The organism is Roseovarius conchicola (assembly GCF_041403425.1).
In the GTDB taxonomy this organism is placed as follows: Bacteria; Pseudomonadota; Alphaproteobacteria; order Rhodobacterales; family Rhodobacteraceae; genus Roseovarius; species Roseovarius conchicola.
Window position 1 is genome coordinate 271504 of the sequence record NZ_JBGEHK010000002.1, and the last position, 20224, is coordinate 291727.

The 20224-nt window shown below is 58.9% G+C and carries 16 protein-coding genes and 1 tRNA gene; 11 read left to right on the plus strand and 6 right to left on the minus strand.

The genetic code is table 11. From position 1 onward, the window contains the following. The first annotated feature begins 82 nt into the window (after positions 1 to 82). The 6 genes from V6N02_RS07225 (at position 83) to mdoH (ending at position 9022) form a co-directional block, all read left to right on the plus strand. Positions 83 to 1702, plus strand: a complete 1620-nt coding sequence (locus V6N02_RS07225; RefSeq protein WP_371224853.1) for a thiamine pyrophosphate-binding protein — start codon at positions 83 to 85, stop codon at positions 1700 to 1702. Next, positions 1686 to 2909 carry a CaiB/BaiF CoA transferase family protein gene (locus tag V6N02_RS07230; protein WP_371224854.1) on the plus strand — a complete coding sequence of 408 codons (1224 nt, stop codon included), beginning with the start codon at positions 1686 to 1688 and terminating at the stop codon, positions 2907 to 2909. The genes V6N02_RS07225 and V6N02_RS07230 overlap by 17 nt, the downstream gene beginning before the upstream one ends. A 136-nt stretch (positions 2910 to 3045) precedes the next feature. Further along, on the plus strand, positions 3046 to 4407 hold the full coding sequence (locus tag V6N02_RS07235; RefSeq protein ID WP_371224855.1) for a tetratricopeptide repeat protein: 1362 nt from the start codon (positions 3046 to 3048) through the stop codon (positions 4405 to 4407). An 18-nt stretch (positions 4408 to 4425) separates the two neighbouring features. Beyond that, positions 4426 to 5610 (plus strand): OpgC family protein, encoded by a 1185-nt coding sequence (locus tag V6N02_RS07240; protein ID WP_371224856.1) that lies wholly within the window; start codon positions 4426 to 4428, stop codon positions 5608 to 5610. Beyond that, entirely contained in the window at positions 5571 to 7145 is a 1575-nt protein-coding gene (locus V6N02_RS07245) for an OpgD/OpgG family glucan biosynthesis protein (protein WP_371224857.1), read from the plus strand. The genes V6N02_RS07240 and V6N02_RS07245 overlap by 40 nt, the downstream gene beginning before the upstream one ends. After that, entirely contained in the window at positions 7142 to 9022 is a 1881-nt protein-coding gene (mdoH, locus tag V6N02_RS07250) for a glucans biosynthesis glucosyltransferase MdoH (RefSeq protein ID WP_371224858.1), read from the plus strand. Before V6N02_RS07245 ends, mdoH begins: the two co-directional genes overlap by 4 nt. A gap of 3 nt (positions 9023 to 9025) precedes the next feature. Here mdoH and V6N02_RS07255 read toward each other — a convergent pair whose 3' ends face one another. From V6N02_RS07255 to tsaD, 5 genes are all read right to left on the minus strand, one after another. After that, positions 9026 to 9871, minus strand: a complete 846-nt coding sequence (locus V6N02_RS07255; RefSeq protein WP_371224859.1) for a CE1 family esterase — start codon at positions 9869 to 9871, stop codon at positions 9026 to 9028. Positions 9872 to 9909: 38 nt separating this feature from the next. Then, a complete protein-coding gene (locus V6N02_RS07260) occupies positions 9910 to 10356 on the minus strand; it encodes a rhodanese-like domain-containing protein (protein ID WP_371224860.1) in 447 nt (148 codons plus the stop codon). Between the two features lie 15 nt (positions 10357 to 10371). Continuing rightward, entirely contained in the window at positions 10372 to 10887 is a 516-nt protein-coding gene (locus tag V6N02_RS07265; protein ID WP_371224861.1) for a YHS domain-containing (seleno)protein, read from the minus strand. A gap of 115 nt (positions 10888 to 11002) precedes the next feature. Further along, entirely contained in the window at positions 11003 to 11977 is a 975-nt protein-coding gene (locus V6N02_RS07270) for an NAD(P)H-dependent glycerol-3-phosphate dehydrogenase (protein ID WP_371224862.1), read from the minus strand. Continuing rightward, complete coding sequence (gene tsaD / locus V6N02_RS07275; protein WP_371224863.1) at positions 11974 to 13065, minus strand: tRNA (adenosine(37)-N6)-threonylcarbamoyltransferase complex transferase subunit TsaD; 1092 nt, start codon at positions 13063 to 13065, stop codon at positions 11974 to 11976. The genes V6N02_RS07270 and tsaD overlap by 4 nt, the downstream gene beginning before the upstream one ends. Positions 13066 to 13137: 72 nt before the next feature. Here tsaD and V6N02_RS07280 point away from each other — a divergent pair, with 72 nt between their 5' ends. The 5 genes from V6N02_RS07280 (at position 13138) to V6N02_RS07300 (ending at position 18592) form a co-directional block, all read left to right on the plus strand. Further along, the gene (locus V6N02_RS07280) at positions 13138 to 13866 is read left to right on the plus strand and encodes a uroporphyrinogen-III synthase (protein WP_371224864.1); all 729 of its coding nucleotides are present in this window, start codon (positions 13138 to 13140) and stop codon (positions 13864 to 13866) included. A 47-nt stretch (positions 13867 to 13913) separates the two neighbouring features. Beyond that, on the plus strand, positions 13914 to 15197 hold the full coding sequence (locus tag V6N02_RS07285) for a COG4223 family protein (RefSeq protein ID WP_371224865.1): 1284 nt from the start codon (positions 13914 to 13916) through the stop codon (positions 15195 to 15197). 19 nt (positions 15198 to 15216) lie between these two features. Continuing rightward, the gene (locus V6N02_RS07290) at positions 15217 to 16707 is read left to right on the plus strand and encodes a heme biosynthesis protein HemY (protein WP_371224866.1); all 1491 of its coding nucleotides are present in this window, start codon (positions 15217 to 15219) and stop codon (positions 16705 to 16707) included. Between the two features lie 46 nt (positions 16708 to 16753). Beyond that, positions 16754 to 16829 (plus strand) — tRNA-Thr (locus tag V6N02_RS07295). Between the two features lie 389 nt (positions 16830 to 17218). Then, positions 17219 to 18592 carry a sensor histidine kinase gene (locus V6N02_RS07300; protein WP_371224867.1) on the plus strand — a complete coding sequence of 458 codons (1374 nt, stop codon included), beginning with the start codon at positions 17219 to 17221 and terminating at the stop codon, positions 18590 to 18592. 9 nt (positions 18593 to 18601) lie between these two features. Here the strand turns inward: V6N02_RS07300 and V6N02_RS07305 are convergent, their stop codons facing one another. Beyond that, positions 18602 to 19945, minus strand: a complete 1344-nt coding sequence (locus tag V6N02_RS07305) for a cytochrome P450 (protein ID WP_371224868.1) — start codon at positions 19943 to 19945, stop codon at positions 18602 to 18604. Positions 19946 to 20224 lie beyond the last annotated feature (279 nt).

The window sequence follows — 20224 nt, forward strand, 5'->3', positions numbered from 1 at the left end:
GCAACATTCCCACACGCGGAATTTAGTTGCGCACCGGCCTGCCGCGCCGCACTAACGCCCTGACTTGAACATGAGGATTCAGATGAGCGACACGGCGATGCGGGCCGCAGATGTTTTGGCCAGACGGCTTTATGCTGCCGGGTGCCGGTGGGCCTTTGGCATGCCGGGTGGCGAGGTTCTGACGCTGATTGATGCGTTGGAACAGGCAGGCATCACCTTTGTTTTGGCCAAACATGAAAACGCAGCCGGGTTCATGGCCGAGGGGACGTATCATCGCACGGGTGCCCCCGGTATCTTGGTGGCGACGGTGGGCCCCGGTGCGTTGAACGGGATCAACTCGGTCGAAAACGCGCGACAGGATCGTGTGCCTCTGATCGTTCTGACCGGCGCGGTCGATGCCGATACCACCCAAACCTATACCCATCAGGTGCTGGATCAGCCGCAGGTTTTTCGCCCGATCACCAAGGCCAGCTTTACCCTGTCCGCAGGTGCGGCGCATGTGATTGCCGACAAGGCCGTGACCCGCGCGGTCGAAGGACGGCCCGGTCCGGTGCATATCGATGTGCCGATCTCGGTCGCCGATGCCCTGGCGCAGGGCGAGGGTGTGTTGCGCCCCAAGGCGTTGCCGATGCGCCCCGCCGAAACGCCCGATTTCATTGCTGCCAAACAGGCGCTTGCCGGGGCCAAACGGCCTTTGATCATCTGTGGTGTCGATGCGATGACCGAAGGCGCGGAACAAGCTGTGCAAAATGCGGTTGAGCAGCTGAATGCGCCGATCATCACAACCTACAAGGCCAAAGGGATTGTGCCGGAGAGCCATCCCTTGTGTCTGGGCGGTGCCGGGCTGTCGCCCAAGGCGGACGCCACTTTGCTGCCTTTGGTAGAGGCGGCAGATGTCATCCTTGCGATTGGCTATGACCCGATTGAGATGCGCGTCGGTTGGCAGAATGCTTGGGATCCGAAAGCGCAGGTGGTGATCGACATCACGGCCGAACCAAACCACCATTATATGCATCAGGCGACCCATAACTTTATCGGGGACAGTGCCGCATCGGTTGCCGCCCTTTTACCTGAAACAGCTTTGTCGGGTGTATGGCCTGATGGCGAACCTGCCACCGCCCGCGCGGCCCTTGTGCAAAGCTTTGCGCGTCAGGATGAATGGGGGCCGGATGCTGTGATTTCCATCTGCCGCGAAGTCCTGCCCGCTGACACCCTCGCCACCGCTGACAGCGGCGCGCACCGGATTCTGCTATCTCAGATGTGGCAATGTGAGTTTCCCCGCGCTCTGACCCAATCCTCGGGGCTGTGCACCATGGGCGTTGCCGTGCCCTTGGCGATGGGACAGCAGATTGTCGAGCCGCACCGCACTGTCGTGTCCTTCTCGGGTGATGCGGGGTTCCTCATGGTCGCAGGAGAAATGGCCACCGCCGCTGAGCGTGGGCTGAAAACCATCTTTGTAGTCTTTGTCGATGCCAGCCTTGCCCTGATCGAGTTGAAACAGCGCCAGCGCCAGATGCACAATCGTGGCGTCGACTTCGGGCGGGTGGATTTTGCCAGCCTAGCGCGCAGCTTTGGCGGTGAAGGCCACTGCGTTACGGATGAGGACGCGTTGAGATCGGCACTGGCTGCCGCAAAATCGTCTGAGACCTTCACCATCATCGCCGCCGAGATTGACAGGAAATCCTATGACGGACGTTTCTGACACCAAAACCACAGGTGCTTTGGACGGGTTGGTGATCCTTGATCTGACCCGCATTCTGGCCGGGCCGACGGCAACCCAGATGATGGGCGATCTGGGCGCGACAGTGATCAAGATCGAAAACCCCAAGACCGGTGGCGATGACACGCGCGGCTGGGGCCCGCCCTACGCCGAAACGCCGGACGGGCACAGCGACCTCAGCGCCTATTTCATGTCTGCCAACCGCAACAAGTATTCGATCCCTGCCGATCTTTCGACCGAGGAGGGTCAGGCCCTTGTGCGCGCCATCGCGGCCGAGGCGGATGTGGTGATTGAGAATTACAAACCCAGCGGGCTGGTCAAATACGGGCTGGATCACGACACGTTGTGTGCGGAACATCCCGAACTGATCTACTGCTCAATCTCGGGTTTTGGACAGACCGGGCCCAATCGTGACACACCCGGCTATGATCTGATGGCGCAAGGCTATGGCGGGATCATGTCGCTGACCGGCGCGCCCGATGGGCCGCCGATGAAAGTGGGCGTGGGCATCGCCGATGTGATGTGTGGGATGTATGCGACAATCGGTGTATTGGCCGCGTTGCGCCACCGGGATGCGACAGGCGAAGGGCAACATATTGATCTTGCGCTGGTCGATGCGCAGATGGCGTGGCTGATCAATGAAGGTACTAATTTCCTCACCTCCGGCAAGCTGCCCGAGCGACGCGGCAATGCCCACCCGAATATCGTGCCTTATGATGTCTTTGCCACCAAAGATGGCCATGTGATCATTGCGGTGGGCAATGACCAGCAGTTTCAGCGCTTTTGCATCGCCCTTGATCGGGCTGATCTGGCCAAAGATGCGCGGTTTACCACCAACCCGGATCGCATCGCCAACCGTGCAGACCTGTCACAAACGCTGTCACAAACGCTGAAAACCCTCTCATCCGGGACGATTATTGAAACATTAGAGGGCGTTAAAGTGCCTTGTGGGCGGATTCATACCGTCGCTGAGGCGCTTGGATCGGATCAGGCCGAGGCCCGAGATGCAAAAGTCAGTATCCTGCATGATGAAACGACCAAAGGATCAGTGCAACTCCTTGGAAATCCATTGAAATTTTCCAAAACACCAGTGACGTATCGCCGCCCGCCACCCCGATTCGGACAGGATGCCAATGCCCTGAAACACCTGATCCCAGGGCTTAAGTTGCCTGTTTTAAAGGCAGATTGACGTAAGAAACCTCACAAAACGGTGACGCGTGATCACCTTCCCGAAGGCTAGCGGTTACGTGATGTGCGTTACCGTGATCGCGCGGGTAAATCTGAGGGGCCGCAGCAAGCCTGCGATCCGCCTTGTAGGATAGAACATGTATCACGATATTTGTACCGCTCCCGTTAGCTTGACCCGCCCCTCGTCAATAGACCACTGGAATAAGATGATCCGCGCATTCCTTGCGCATGGGATCCAAGCTCCTGTTCATCTGGGTGCCCTGCTTGAGGCCGAGCCTGATTATGCCATGGCCCTAGCAGCGAAGGGTTTGTTTTCCATGATGATGGGACGGCGCGAGCTGGTGGATGTTGCGCATCAGGCCCATGCCGATGCGGTTATCGCCCTGGCGCAGGGTGGTGCCAATGAACGCGAGCGCCTGTGGGTCGAGGCGCTGGGTCTGTGGCTGAACGAAAAACCAAGCGCGGCAATCCAGTGTATGGAACAGGCGCTAAGGCTGACCCCGGCAGATACCCTTTCGATGAAGGTGAGCCATGCGATCCGGTTTATCATGGGTGACAATCACGGGATGCGCCGATCGCTGGAACGCGTGATTGGGGCGCATGACGCCGATCACCCACTGCGCGGGTTTGCGATGGGATGCCTCAGCTTTGCACAGGAAGAAACCGGCAGCTACGCCGAAGCCGAAGCCTCGGGTCTGGAAGGGCTGACGCTGGCCTCGGATGATGCCTGGGGCATGCATGCGGTGGCGCATGTTTATGACATGACACACGATCCGGTGCGCGGGATCAAGTTGATCGAAGGGCACACCGCCGCCTGGGATCATTGCAACAATTTCCGCTTTCACGTCTGGTGGCACAAGGCGCTGCTGCATATGGATCGCGGTGAAATGGATCACGTTCTGGCGCTCTATGATACCAAGATTCGTGATGAGAAAACGGACGATTACCGCGATTTTTCCAATGCCAGCTCTCTGCTGATGCGGCTGGAGCTGGAGGGTGTGAATGTCGGAAGTCGCTGGGCCGAACTGGCCGATCTGGCCGAAAAGCGCAGCGAAGATGGCTGCCTTGTCTTTGCTGATCTGCACTACATGCTGGCGCTGTCGGGCGATAAACGCCCGGATGCGGCGGCGCGTCTGGTGGCGCGTGTGGCCCAAAGTGGCGGCCAAACCGGCGAGATGGCCGGTGTGATGAAACATCCGGGCCTTCTGGCAGCCGAAGGTCTCGCTGCGTTTGGCGAGGCAAAATATGATCTGGCCTATAAACAACTGGTCGCTGCCCAACCCGGTTTTCAGACCATGGGTGGCAGCCATGCCCAGCGCGACGTTTTTGAGCGCGTGACGATTGATGCGGCCCTGCGCGCGGGGCATCTGAGCGAGGCTGAACAACTGATTACCGCGCGTACTGCGCTGCGCAAAGGGGCGGTGGATAGTTTTGCCGAGACCCGGCTCGAATCGATCCGGGATTTGCGGGCCATTAGCGAATCGACGGCGGCCCAATAAGTTCTTATGAGTCTGACGATGTCACATAGCGCCCCAATACGCGCCACGACCGCTGTTCCACAGGTCACAACCCGCGATCCGCGTCTGGATTTCTTTCGCGGGATTGCGATGTTTATCATCCTGATTGCCCATGTGCCGGGCAACTGGCTGACCTTGTGGATCCCGGCGCGATTTGGCTTTTCCGATGCCACGGAAACTTTTGTGTTTTGTTCCGGCATGGCCTCGGCCATCGCGTTTGGAAAGGTGTTTCGCGAACGCGGCATGTTGCTGGGCAGTGCCCGCGTCGCGTTTCGCATCTGGCAGGTCTACTGGGCGCATCTGGGGCTGTTCTTTGCCATCGCGGCCACCATGGCGCTTTTGAATTCATGGTTCCCCGATGGGCGCGATTACATTGGACAGCTGAACCTCTATCCGTTTTTCAAACGTCCGATGGAGCAATTGCCTGCCCTCTTCACGCTGACCTATGTGCCCAACTACTTTGACATTCTGCCAATGTATCTGGTCATCCTTGCGATGATGCCAGTCATGGTGGGGCTGGCCCTGATCCATAAGGGTTTGGTGGCCGCGGCCGTGATTGCCCTTTGGCTGTTGGCCAACTTTGCCGGTCTCGCCTTCCCGGCCGAGCCATGGTCCGAGCGGGAATGGTTCTTCAACCCCTTTGGCTGGCAATTGGTGTTCTTCACCGGCTTTGCCTTCATGATCGGCTGGCTGCCCGCGCCGCCCAAAAGCAAGGTGCTGTTTGCCGTTGCGGTTGCGATCATTCTGATTTCGCTGCCATTTGCCTATTTCCGGATTTACCAGGAGTTTCCTGTCTTCCTGGAAGGCCGCAAGGAGATCGCGTTTCTGCGCGCCAAGACCGATTTTGGCATTCTGCGTTACGTGCATTTTCTGGCCACGGCCTATGTCGCGTGGATTTTGGTTGGCCCGAACGGTGACAATATCCGCGCGTCTGCCGAAAACGGTGTGCTGGCGTGGCTGTGGCGAAAGACGCTGGCGATCATCATGAAGGTGGGGCAGCAATCCTTGGCCGTGTTCATAGCGTCGATGTACCTTGCCCGCCTGCTGGGGGCTGCCCTGGATCAGGTGGGGCGTAGCCATCTGTCGATGCTTTACATCAACGCGCTCGGCTTTGCCCTGTTGATCACTGTGGCCTACGGTGCCGGATGGTTCAAATCGCACCCGTGGCGCAAGGCGAGGGTGTAACGATGCTGCGTCGCGAGTTTCTGACCGCACTTATCGCGCTCTCCGGCAGCCCTGTTTTGGCGTCGACCGGGGCCGGCAAACCATCCTCTGGTGGCTTGTCCCTGGGCGAGGCGCGCGCCTTTGATCCGGCCTATGTGACCGAGACGGCCCGGCTGCGCGCCATGCGCCCTTATGCCTTACGCCAGGCTGTTCCGGAGGAATGGCTGAACATCAGCTATGACGATTACCGCTCGATTTGGTTCAACACGCAGAATGCCCTGTGGGCGGATGAACCGGACACGCCTCTGCAGCTGGATGTGTTTGCACCGGGTCTCTACTTCCCAAGGCCGGTTGCCATGCATGTGGTGCAGGATGGCGCGGCAAGGCCGTTGAAATTCGACTTTGACGTTTTCGACAAGACCGACAAGTTTCCAGACCTGCCTATGGATGACAGCCTGGGCTATTCCGGTCTGCGCCTGCGGGCCGAGCTTGAGAAAAAGGGCATTTACACCGAGTTCGCGGTTTTTCAGGGCGCAAGCTATTTCCGTGCGATTGGGACGGGCGACATCTATGGATTGTCGGCACGTGGCCTGGCGATTGATGTGGCCGAACCGCAGGGCGAGGAGTTTCCCGATTTCGTTGCCTTCTGGCTGGAAAAGCCAGCGCCCGGAGATGAGCGATTTGTGCTGCATGCCTTGCTGGACAGCCCGAGTTGCGCAGGGGCGTACCGCTTTGTCATTCGCCCGGGCCAACCCCTTGTGATGGAGGTCGAGGCGACAATCTTCCCTCGCGAAGACATGTCCCATGTGGGGATCGCTGCACTGACCTCGATGTTTCAATTCGACGAAACCAATCGCGACCGGTTTTCGGATTTCCGCCCTGCGGTGCATGATTCCGATGGCCTCCTGATCCGCAATGGCGCGGGTGAAACCATCTGGCGACCTTTGGCCAATCCGCGCCGTTTGCAGATCAGCGCCTTTGCCGATAGCGATCCTAAAGGGTTCGGCCTGATGCAGCGCGCACGGCGTTTTAGCGATTTCGCAGATCTTGAGGCGCTTTATCATCGCCGCCCGGGTCTGTGGGTTGAGCCAGGCGAGGGTTGGGGCGCGGGCTCGGTTGTCCTGGTGGAAATCCCCACCGAGCAGGAAATCTATGACAATATCGTCACCTATTGGCGTCCGTCCGAGCCCTGGGAAAAAGGCAGCGCGCATCAGCTCAGCTATCGGCTGACCTGGGGGCAGGACAGCGATTACGGCAATGGGTTACGGGTGCTGAACACGCAGATCGGCAATGCGTTCGAGACGGGGATTATTGTTGCTATCAACTTTGAGCCGGGCGCAAACCTGCCCGAAGATCTGAGCCAGATTGAACGCAAGATCCGCGCCAGCGCCGGCGAGGTTTCCTCGGGCGTTCTGCAACGCAATCCCGAAACTGGCGGGCCGCGGTTGGCGTTCAAGTTTGAACCCGGCGATGCCGAGCTGATCGAATTCCGGGCCGAGCTGCGCCTGAACGGTGCCCCGCTTAGTGAAACCTGGCTTTATCGGTGGACGCCATGAGTGCCTACACCACCTGCATGATGCCGGACCGTGCACCGCTGGAGATGGCCGCGCAGGATTTCGCGGATCGCCCCACACCGCGCCGTCGGTTCCGTGCGTCGCTGAGTGATCGCCTTTGGCGTTTTGCCGCCTTCGCCCCGGCTGTTGCGGTGACGATCATGCTGATCCTCGGCTTTGTCGAATGGTTCCGCTCGGGCGGTGTGACCGCGCTGGAGACCAGTGCGATTGCCCTGATCGGGGTGACGTTCATCTGGGTGTCGCTGTCGGTCAGTACGGTGATCGTGGGGCTGCTGCGCCTGGCCATTTCGCCGCGTCGTTTGCATGAAACCCATGGCTCAGAGGCCAAGCAAAACGTGGCCCTTCTGGTGCCCGTCTATAACGAATCCCCCGCCGATGTGTTTGGCAACATACAGGCCACCCTGAAAGAGCTGGCACAGCGCGGAGGCGATGACCGCTATAGCGCCTTCATTCTCAGCGACAGTTTCGAGCCTGAGACCATCTATCAGGAGGAACAGGCCTTCCTGGCCTTGCGCGCCCATTGTCCGCCGAACATCGAGGTTTATTACCGCCACCGTGCGAAAAACACCGATAAGAAGGTCGGCAACCTGTCGGACTGGCTGGAAAACTGGGGTGGCGCTTATGATGCGATGGTGGTGCTTGATGCCGACAGTCTGATGAGTGGGGCGGCGATCCGTCATCTCACGCGGGCCTTGGCCAATGACCCGGATGCTGGTCTGGTGCAAAGCTATCCGCTGGTGATCGGGGCCGAGACTTTGTTCGGCCGTATTCAGCAGTTTTCCAACGCGGTTTATGGCTGGCTTCTGGCCGAGGGTCTGGCCGTTTGGTCGCAGCGCGAGGGCAATTACTGGGGCCATAACGCGATCATTCGCACCCGTGCTTTTGCCGACAGCGCGCGTCTGCCGTACCTGCGCGGTCGCGGCGGACGATCCAAGCTGATCCTCAGTCATGACTTTGTCGAAGCGGGGATGCTGCGCCGTGCCGGTTGGACAGTGCGCTTTCTGCCCAATGCGGGCGGTAGTTATGAAGAAGCGCCCCAGACCCTGATCGACTACGTGTTGCGCGACCGACGCTGGTGCCGGGGCAACCTGCAACATCTGCGGCTGTTGGGGGTCAGAGGGTTTCACCCGATCACCCGCTTCCATCTGTTTCAGGGGGCGATTGCCTATCTGCTGTCGCCCGCCTGGCTGACCCTGATCGCGATATGGGCGATCATTGGGCGTTCGGGTCTTGAAACGACCAGTTACTTTAGTTCGACCAATCCGCTCTATCCAATCTGGCCGGAAAATACGCAGATGGGTGGCTGGGGGTATCTTCTGTTCATCTATGCGATGCTGTTGGTGCCCAAGATCACCGGCATGATTGCATTGGCCATGAACCGGCAAAACCGCGAGATTTATGGCGGGCTGCGACGGCTGATCTCAAGCGTGTTGTTCGAGATCACGTGCTCGATCCTCTACGCTCCGATCCTGATGGTCCAGCAGAGCCTTGCCGTTTTCCGCGCTCTGATCGGGCGGGATCAAAGCTGGACCCCGCAATCGCGCAGCATGGCGCGGTATAGCTGGGGCATGATGCTGCGGTTTCACATCGTTGAATCCGCTCTTGGTTTTGCAATGAGCGTTGCGATTGTCTTTGGCGTGATTTCCCTCTGGCTCGCCCCGATTGCGCTCAGCCTGATCATGGCGGTTCCCCTGTCGCGGCTCAGCGCCTTGCGCGTGTCGGATGGGCGGTTTCCAGCGCTGCGGCTGGACACCCCTCACAGCCTGAAAGAGCCGCGTATCATCACCGCGGCGCGCGAAGAGCGGGTGGCGTTGAAGGCGCATCTGGAGAGTGGCCCTGTCGCGACCGCTGCGGAATAGGCTTTACAGCGCCTCAAACCAGTCGATGGTCATTTCCACCCATCCTTCGGGGATCGAATGGCCGCCGGGGTGAAGAGCAAATTCCAGCGCTGAACCGGGGGTGCATCTTTCCCATTTGCGCAGCCAATAACCGTTCGTACCGGCAAAGCTGTCGGCCTTCATATGTACGCATCCATTGGCCTGTCGCCAAATATCCATGGCGTGAAAAACATCACCTTGCACGAATGCGTCTGGATCGTTGGCCATGCCACCACCAACGGCCCGGCCTTCAAGCGGGACCACTTCGTCTTTCCAACCATGGGTATGAAACAGGCGCACAGGCCCTTCGCATTCCGCAGGGTGTGGCCGCCAAAAACTGCCACCAACGGGGGCGTAAGCCGCGAAACCACTCGGGGTCTGACAGGCAAGATAGCTGGCCATCGATCCGCCAATCGAGAACCCTGACAACAGAAAACGATCGGCGCGAATGTTGTGGCTGGCGATGGCGGCATCGCGCACGCTGAGCAGAAACGCGATCTCGTCACGTCTTTGCGGGCGTTCCGGATGGAAGGACCATGAGCGTCCATTGCCGTTCTGACGTTGCAAGCCATTGGGCGCGATCACCGCATAACCGCGATCCAGAAACACCGATGTCAGGGCAGAGTTGCGCAAGACCCCGGCGGCGCTGCTGCCGTAACCGTGGATGAACATCACGGCGGGAAGCGGCCCGTCAGCGCCTTCGGGCACGGCAATCAGATAGTCGCCGCCATCGACCGGGCAGGGGGTCGTTGCGTCACACGCTGTTGCAGCCGACGCGCCGAACACCGCGCCAAAAAAGGCGCCGACAATCAAGCTAAAGATAGATTTCACGCACGAACGCCCCGCTGTGCAAACAGGCCATGCATTGATCAGGACTTGGTTGCATCAAATGTCACGGGTAGGCCACGTGCTACCCAACCGGGGCCTGCCGATGATCCCAGCATTCCTTCAGGGACGTCGATCACCGAGGACAGGCCATTCTTTTCCAGCCATGCCGTCACCCGGCGCGATCGTACACCGCGCGCGCAGATAACGGCGACGGGTCTGCCCGGGGCGGCCTGCATTGCGGCTGAAATGCGCGCGGCAAAATCCTTGCTGCGCATGTCGATGGGCAGGGCTCCTTCGGCGACACCGGTTGCCGCCCACTCGTCCGGGCGGCGGATGTCGATCAGAATGACCTCTTTGGCGCGGACCCTTTCCAGCAGCTCGGGTGGTGTCAGTTGTTGTTCGGCTTCGGCAGGGCGCAAGGCGACATATCCGGCAGAGGCCGCCACTGTGACAGCCCCCAATCCGATCAATATCTGCCGCCGTTGCATGATCTTATCCGTCCCTTAGTTCGACACTGGCGCAGAGGACGTAAACTGCGGAATCGTCCGTGTTGCGGCGTCTTTCGCCTCAAGTCCAGGCCAGTTGGTCGTTGACTGGTTGATGTTACCCGGAATGTCCTCTTCCCAGAAGCCCACAACCGTTTCCGTGATGTTCAGGAACAGTTTGCCATCAACGATCCGCCACAGGTTGGGGTTGCCCGGCACCTTGCCGCCTTGTGCGACACCATAAGCGCAATGCCCGTCATATTGCGGGGCATAAGCCTCGGGGCTCGCCAGGAATTTCTCGCGATTTTCTTCGGTCGAAAAGGCGAATGTTGCGCCATTGTATTCGGCAGTCAGATCGCTGCGGCCCGGCACGCCCTCGGGTTGGGGCGCACCGACCTCGGATTGTTCCAGATCGAAATAAGCCACCACATCATAGCCCGAAACAGCAAACCCGGTTTCATCCAGATATTGCGGGCCGGCGAAGGCAGTCGTCGACAAGGCGGAAAAGGCGGCGGCAAGGAGAAAGCGTTTCATGAAGGACCTCTGCAATTTGAAAGCGATATCGTGATGTCCCGAAACATAAGCCAATGGCCCTTATCCGAATAGACCACGGCCCTTCACAAGCGCTTGACCTATTCGTGTGCGCTGTTCACGACATTTCGCGCCGCTCTTCTTTCAGGGGACGCGACAACAGCATGTCTATCACCTGATCCACCTGTAATTGGCCCGTAGACAAGGCAACGACCGCTTGTGTCACCGGCGTATCGACCCCGGCCTCTTTGGCTATGCGCAACGCGGCTTGGGCGGTGGCGACCCCTTCGACGGTGATTGCCGGGTCAAACGGTTCCTTGCGTCCCAGGCTGTGACCAAAGCGGTAGTTGCGGGACTGATCCGACGAGCAGGTCAGGGTCAGATCGCCAAAGCCTGAAAGCCCTGCCAGCGTATCCGGATCGGCCCCCTGCGTGCGGGCCAGCCGCTGCATCTCGGCAAACCCGCGGGTCATCAACGCGGCACGCGCGCTTTCGCCCAGCCCGGCCCCCATCACTGCGCCACAGCCAATGGCCATGACGTTCTTCAAAGCGCCGCCCAGCTCGGCGCCGGTGACGTCTGTGGTTCGATAGAGCCGCAGGTTCGCCGTGCTCAGCTGCGATTGCAGAACCTCGCCCTGAGTGGCATCGGCGCATGCCAGAGTCAGCGCCGTGGGCAAGCCACGCGCAATGTCAGATGCAAAACTGGGGCCGGTCAGAACAGCGGCCAGCGTGTCAGGCAGCACCGCTTTGATAACCTCTGTCGGACTGAGCCCGGTCGACAGTTCAATCCCTTTGCAACAGGCAATCAACGGTCGATTGGACAGGGCCTCTGGGCGTGTTTCCAGCAGGCTGCGCAATTTCTGCGTGGGAACGGCCAGCAGGCAGGGCGCATCAGCAGAAAGCGCGTCAAGTTTGGATGTCACGGTAATGGCATCCGACAGCGGGTATCCCGGCAGGCGGGCTTTGTTCTCGTGATCGGCGCGCATCTTCGTGGCGTGATTTGCATCGCGTGCCCACAGGGTGACCGGGCCGTTCTGCGCCAATGAAATTGCCAGGGCGGTGCCAAACGCCCCGGCGCCCAAAACCCAGATCATGCCTTCGCCCCCTTTTTGCCACTGCCCAGCATCGCGGGGCTGGACGTGTCCAACGGCCAACGCGGGCGCGCTGTAAGGTCCATACCATCGCGATGCCCGGCCAGATATCTTTCGGCCCCCGCATAGGCGATCATCGCGGCGTTATCGGTGCAAAGCGCCAAGGGCGGTGCGACGAAGGCAGCACCGAACTCTGCCGAAACAGTCTCTAAACCGGCTCGAATCGCCGAATTTGCGGCAACCCCTCCGGCAACAGCAAGGGCCGGCGTGGTGGGGTTCTCGCTCAGATATTCGGTAAGCGCGCGGCGGGTTTTTCCAACCAGAACATCGCAAACAGCCGCCTGAAATCCGGCGCACAGGTCGGCGCGGTCGCTTTCTCTCAACCCGCCCTGATCCGCGATCAGCTTGTCCCGCACCCGCAACACGGCGGTCTTAAGCCCTGAGAAAGACATGTCACATCCGGCGCGATCCATCAGCGGACGAGGCAGGGCAAATCGTTTGGGGTCTCCCGTTTGCGCGGCCTTCTCAACAGCAGGCCCGCCCGGTTGACCCAAACCAAGCAGGCGCGCCACTTTGTCAAATGCCTCGCCCGGGGCGTCATCGATTGTACCGCCCAGCCGGGTGAAATCTTCACAGCCACGCACGATCAGAAACTGGCAGTGTCCACCAGACACCAGCAACATGAGGTATGGATAGGCTACTCCATCGGTCAGCCGCGGGGTCAGGGCGTGACCGGCCAGATGGTTCACACCAACCAGCGGCAGGCCGGTGCCGGCGGCAATGCCCTTGGCGCACATCACACCCGAAATCACCCCACCGATCAGGCCCGGCCCGGCGGTTACGGCAATCGCATCAAGCCCGGAAAAATCCGTTTTCGCCTGTATCAGAGCCTCTTTCACGCAGATATCCAGCTTCTCGGCGTGGGCGCGTGCGGCGATTTCAGGCACCACGCCGCCATAGCTTTGATGCAGGTGATCCTGCCCATAAACGACCGAAGACAAGATGCTTGGTTCATCCGCCACACGCACCACGGCGGCGGCTGTATCGTCACAGCTGCTCTCGATCCCCAGAACTGTCAGCGTCTTGTCCATGCCCCTGCCCGTTGCGTGCCTGCCCCTTGGCAGGTAACACCTGAGGGGCATGCAAACAACTGTGGAGCGTTGATGCCCCCCACCGTCCTGATCACCCGGCCCGAGGCCGCAGCCCTGCGCATGGCGGATCAACTGCGGGTCAAGTGGGGGTGTGACGTGCCTATCGTGATCTCGCCGCTGATGCAGATCGCTTATCTGGACGAGGCACCTGATCTGAACGGGGTTGATACGCTGATCTTTACCTCGCGCCACGGGGTCGAGGGGTTTGTTCGGCTGAGCGGCAGGCGCGATATCCCCTGCTATGCGGTCGGTCCGGCCACCGCGGCAAAGGCGCGTGAAGCCGGGTTTGTAACCACAGATGCCGGGGGCGATGCCAACGCTCTCAGCCGCAAGGTCATTGCCGATGGGATCACGGGCTGCCTGCATCTGCGCGGAGAGCACGCGGCAGGTGATGTTGTCGGAGATCTGATCGCGGCAGGTATCAAAGCGTGTGACCAAGTTGTCTACCGGCAAGAGGCTCTCAAGCTTAACGATGAAGCCCAAGCGCTTCTGCGGCGGGACAGCCCGGTCATTCTTCCCCTGTTTTCTCCACGCAGTGCCGCCCTATTCTTTGAAAACGTAGATGTCACAGCCCCGTTGTTGATTGCAGCCATAAGTCAGAGCGTTGCAAACAAGGTGCCCAAAGGCGTTTCCGAAGCCGTGGTTGTGGCGCAAAGCCCGGATGGGGGGGCGATGCAAGAGGCACTGGATACCCTGCGGGCGCATGCCATTCGCCTTGAGGGCACAAATCCGGCGCAGTAAGGTCAAAAAGTGCCGTCGACCGGCAGATTCGATAAAGGTGGTTTCACGTGGCTGAGAAAAAGACGTCCAGAACAAGGGCCAAAACCAAGAAGACGGATGTCAGTGAGGCTGAAGGCGTCGAAGATATCACTGCTGACAGTGCTGATGCGGCCAATGAAGCAGTAGATCAGGTCGCTGACGCGGGTACAGTCGATGAAGCTATGGGCAAGGCAGATGAGTCCGAGTCGGGTGAAGCCAAAGATGCATCTGTTGAAGAAGACTCAGGCGAGCCGCTGATCCTGGAGTATCCACAGTCAACTGACGTCGCGCCCGAACCAGAGCCAGAGCCTACGCCGGAACCTGAAATCGCCGCAACCGAAACCGCGACCAAACAGCCAGGCCGCTTTTTCCCGATGCTGATGGGCGGTGTTGTGACCGCTGGCCTTGGGTTTGGCGCAGCTTATTACGGGCTGGGTAGCGGCCCTGACACATCCGAACTTGAACAGAAGATCAGCGATCAGATTGCAACCCAATCCGATCAGGTTGCCAGCCTGTCTGCAGCGCTGGATGATCTGCCTCCACCTGCCGACCTGAGTGCGCTGGAAGCGGCGCAAGGCGATATGTCATCCGCTCTTGAAAGCCTTGCAGATCGTCTGGCGGCACTTGAGGCTCAGGTGAGCAGCTTTGACAGCCGCCTGACCGACGTGGAAAAACGGCCCCTGACCGAGGGGGCGTCAGATGCCGCAGTCGCGGCCTATGAGCGCGAGTTGAAGGCCCTGCAAGATGCGATGGCCGCACAGCGCGCCGAGATCGAAGCGATGGCGGCCGAGGCCCAAACGATGGAAGCCAGCGCCGAGGAAACCGCGCAGGCCACGATGCGCCGTGCGGCGCTGACCCGCATTCAGACGGCTCTGGACACAGGCAGCGGCTTTGCCCCGGCTTTGGCTGATCTTGAGGCGGCGGGTATGAGCGCGCCAGCGATCCTGGCACAGGTGGCCGAAACGGGTGCCCCGTCCCTGGCGCAGCTTCAGGCCGATTTTCCCGAAGCTGCGCGCGCCGCTTTGGCCGTGTCCCGGCGGGATGCGGCTGTTGAGGGGGAAGGAGGGTTCGCGGCCTTCCTGAAAAACCAGCTTGGCGCCAGATCGCTTGAGCCGCGCGAAGGGGACGAACCCGACGCGGTTTTGTCACGGGCCGAGGCGGCCGCGCGTGATGGTCGGCTGACCGATGCGCTGGCCGAGATCGAGGCCCTGCCTGAAAGCGGACGTGCCGAGATGTCCGATTGGGTTGCTCAAGCCACCATCCGGCTGGACGCCGTTGCCGCAGCGGAAACGCTGGGCAGCGAATTGAACTAGGACGCAAGAGGGCGCAAACATGCTGTGGTCGATTATCAAGATTTTTATCTTCGTGGCACTGGTTGCGGCTGCGGCTTTCGGGGCTGGATACCTTTTGGAGCTGGACGGCGGCGTTCGCATCCAGATGGCGGGGCTTGAGTTTAACCTGACCCCGCTGATGACGGTGATTGCGCTGTTGGTTTTGATGCTGGCGATCTGGTTGATCCTGAAACTTGCCTCTCTGCTGATCGCAGTTCTCAAATTTATCAATGGCGATGAGACGGCCCTGTCGCGTTACTTTTCCCGCAACCGTCAGGAAAAAGGATACAAGGCCCTGTCCGAAGGGATCATGGCGCTGGCCTCGGGCGAGGGTGATGTGGCCATGGCCAAGGCAGGCAAGGCCGAGAAATACCTGCGCAAACCGGCGCTGACCAACTTGATCACGGCGCAGGCGGCCGAGATGAAGGGTGATCGCCGCAAGGCCGAAGAGGTCTACAAGCGGCTGTTGACCAATGAAAAGACCCGCTTTGTCGGGGTGCGCGGCATCATGCGCCAAAAGCTGTCGGATGGGGATACCGAGACCGCATTGAAGCTGGCCGAGACCGCCTTTGCGCTGAAACCGCGCCACGTTGAGGTGCAGGATACTCTGTTGCAGCTTCAGGCCCAGACCGAAGACTGGAAAGGCGCACGCGATACCCTGCGGGCCAAGCTGAAATACGGCAGCCTGCCGCGCGATGTTCATAAGCGTCGCGATGCGGTTCTGGCCCTGTCCGAGGCCAAGGATGTGCTGGATGATGGCAAGGATATCGAGGCCCGCGAGGCCGCGATTGAGGCCAACCGGTTATCCCCTGATCTGGTACCCGCCGCCGTGATGGCCGCGCGCAGCTATATCGAGCAGGGTAAGAAACGCTATGCGGTCCGGGTGGTGCGCAAGGCGTGGGGCGTGCAGCCGCACCCTGACCTGGCCGCCGCCTTTGCCGAGATTGAACCGGATGAGACCGCCGAGCAGCGGATCAAACGCTTTGGCAAACTGACAAGTGCCCAGCCCAATCATCGCGAAACCAAGCTGTTGAATGCCGAGCTTCATATCGCAGCCGAAGATTTTCCAGCCGCGCGCCGCGCCCTTGGTGATCTGGCCGAAACCGATCCTGACGCCCGCGCCCTGACCATTATGGCCGCCATTGAACGTGGCGAAGGCGCATCTGATGCGGTTGTAAAAGGATGGTTGGCCCGCGCGCTGTCGGCTCCGCGTGGACCGCAATGGGTTTGCGACAATTGCCACCACATCCATGCAGAATGGGCACCAGCCTGCGACAATTGCCAATCCTTTGACACGCTGAGCTGGACCGCACCTCCTGAAGCTGCGGTTGCCTCGGCGACCGGTGTGGAAATGCTGCCCCTGATCGTCGGTGCGCTGGAAGACCAAAGCGAGGAAGACGAGGATGGTGCCGGGGAGGACGAGGGTTCGGAGGCGGAGGTTGTGGATGCCGAACTGGTCGAGGAACCCGCAGAAGCCACAGCCCGAAAATAGGTCTTCCCCCCTTTCCAACGCGATGCTATAGCGCCGCCTCATAATGGCCGCTGTAGCTCAGCTGGTAGAGCACGTCATTCGTAATGATGGGGTCGTAGGTTCGAGTCCTATCAGCGGCACCACAGCTTTTCACATCCCGAGCACTTCCCCGACATTTGACGCGCATGGCGATTGTCGGTGTTCTGGCTTCGTGGTCTGATGGTGACCAAAACAGTCCGAAAGCACCACTTGACGCAATTTAAGTTATTGATTTTGAGGTATTTCACACGATTTCAAGGCCACTCCTAAATCGTGTTGAGGCAGCGATTTAAAGGCTTGCCGGTTCGGTTTCTGATTGGAGCCGGATGCGTGAGGGCACACTGGGTTTCTTTGGTGTGTCGATCTTAGCCGTAAAAGCCGTGATCAGACATAAAACGCCGCACTTTAATCGGAAATGAGGCGCATTCCCACCACAACTCTGTGAGAGTTTTCCAAGAACTGTAAGCAACTCAGGCAAGGTGCGTTCCAGACTATGGCGCTTCTCGATGTTTTCTTTGTAAATTCGGCAGATGAAGACTCTGATGCCCGGCTGCTTCAGAATCTGAAGGATTATACGTCGATCGCGTTCGAATTGTTGTGGCAGCGCCAGGCGATCTACATCGCGGCGACGCTGCTGACGGCGTTTTACTTTGATGCCGCGAATGCCGTGGTTTTCTATTGCACAATCGTATTTTGCGAAATCCAGGACATCATCATTGCCCGGCGCGTGAAGTCGCTTGAGCCGCATCAGCACGAGGCAATCCACTCAAACCTGGTCTGGATCCTGCTCAACACCATCCTCAGTTCCGGTGCGATCTGCCTTTATGCGGTATCTGTCGCTATGAAGCAGGACACCGGGGGGCACTTTACGCCACTCTTCTTCCTGTTCGCGGCCGCACTTTTTGCCGCGATGAACAATCACCAACTGGTGAAGGTTCTGACGGTCCGGCTTTTTATGTACGGAGTGTCATTTCTTTTCATCGTTTGCGTTGATCTCTGGGTGATCCGACCCGGTCTGGAATCCGAGCTTTGGCTGCATTTCTTCACGATTGTCTTCGTGATGTACTTTCTGATCGATTGCTCGATTGTGTTTCTGAAACTCTATCGAAAGAACCTCGCGCAGCTGGAGGCCCTTCGGCAGGAACATGAGCGCACAAAGGCGGCCTATGTCGTGAAAACGCAGTTCATCTCGACGGTCAGTCACGAATTGCGCACACCGTTGACGTCGATCAAAGGCTCACTTGATTTGATCAATTGCGGCGCGTTAGGCGAAGTGCCCGAGAAAATGAACTCTGTCGTGGATATCGCCACCAAGAACAGTGAACGCCTTTCAAGCCTCATTGATGATGTCCTTGACGTGCAGAAAATCGAAGCCGGTGAGATGTCGTATGACATGTGCGTTCTGGACGTGCGCGATCTTGTCGAAGATGCCGTGATCAGCAACCAGGGTTATGCCAACACACACAGTGTTGAGCTGGTGTATGAGCCTTGTAGCGACTCGCCCTTGTTGGTCGAAGGGGACGAGAAACGCTTGATGCAGGTCATGTCCAACATGATCTCAAATGCGTCGAAGTTTTCATACGAAGGCGGGACCGTCACTGTCGGATGCGGGCAGCAGGACGGGAAAATTCGCATCTTTGTTCGTGATCATGGGTGTGGCATCCCGGAAGGTGCCGAAGAGAAAGTCTTTGACCGGTTCAGTCAGTTGGATTCATCTGACCGCCGGGTTGCATCCGGCAGCGGGCTGGGCATGAACATCTCCAGGGAAATTGTTGAACATCACAACGGTACCATTGCGTATGACAGCAAACATGGGGAAGGAACGATATTCTATGTCGAGATCCCTGAGGTGCTGAAGTTCGATTGATCCCCGATCTCAGACCGGTGTGGCCTTCAGGATCATCGGTCCTTCCGGACGCATTGTGAAGGTAAGCACAGGGCGTGGTATCGGCGCATCTGTCAGTGAGAACTCGATCTTGCGCAGGACACTGGCCATCAACACCATGATCTCGGTTTCGGCGTATTGCGCGCCAATACACACGCGTGGGCCGTCACCGAAGGGAATGAACTGCCCGCGCGGGTAGGTCGTGTTCAGAAAACGATCAATCCTGTACTCATCAGGCTCTTCCCAGAGCTGATGATTGCGGTGCAAGGAATAGACCGGGTAAAACAGGGCGTCACCTTTCTTGAAGGTAATTCCCTTGATCGTCAGCGTTTCCGCGGCATCCCTGGCAAAAAAAGCGGCGGACGGATAAAGCCGCAGCGTCTCGCGGATATGAGCCCGCAGCAACGTCATCTTCTGCACGTCGTCATATGTGATCGGCGCGTGAGAATTAATCGCACGCACCTCGTCACGGATCGTCGATTGCACATCCGGGTTCAGGGCCAGCAGATAGTATCCCCAGGCCAGCGCGTTGGCCGACGTCTCATGCCCAGCAACTACGAAGGTGAGAAGATTGTCCACCGTGGTGTCGATATCTTCAAAGTCTTCTTCCAGCGCCGCAATCATCAGGTCGAGAAAATCCAGGGGGATGGGCCGGCTTTCTTCGCGTCTTTTTTCGATCACTTGCCGCGCCAGCGTGCGCATATCTGTGACCGGCTTTTTGCTTTCGAGCCATTTTTTGCGGGGAATCCATTTGGGCAGTCCCATCAGGCTAAACAGCGAAATCGACGAAATGTACTCGAAATAGCTTTTTAGTCCTGTGCGGATTGCCTCGGCAGAGACTTCCTCGTTGCCCGAGAATATCACACGAGAGATATTCGTGAGTGTCGACGCCGGTGCCATCTGTGTGACATCCACACGCCCATGCCCATCTGCCAGAGAGGTTGCCACCTCGATCCCTGTTTCGGCGAAATGCTGGGCCAGCATCGGCAGGTTTCGGGCTGCAAATAGCGGAGAATAGCGTCTGCGCTGGCTTTTCCACTTTTCACCCTCAGACAGGATCAGCCCATTTCCGACTGCCGAGCCGATGATATCCTTGGTGAACTTGGCCTTGGGAAACCGACGCCCAGCGCCGACCAACATTTCGGTGATGATCGCAGGATCACAAATGTAGTGAATGTTGAGCGGGCCGCGAAAATAGGTCTGCTGGACTGTCTCAGCCGGGATGACCTCCAGCATATTCCGGCCTGCGAGCCGTGCAAATTCAAGCAAACCCACCGGCTTTACAGCCAGTTTGGCCGCGATCGGCGTCGCACCGCTGGAAGGAATTTCATTCATCGCTTGAGGCCCCAGATCCATCTTGAAACAAGACGTGACTTTGCGACCTGGTCATACCGCTGCGCAGCAGCGTCAACGTTTCAGGATGAACGCAGTCACAAGGGAACTCGTTAATGCTATCCAACTCTATTTCGGATTGCCACAGACGGATACAGCCAAAGTTCTGACTTGCCAAGGTGGCCACGGAAGCGAAGTGGAGTTGTTAACAAAAAGTTAACGACCCACAGGCATATGAGCAAGGCTATTGAGGCAACTGATTTGTATTGTCGTGCGAATAGT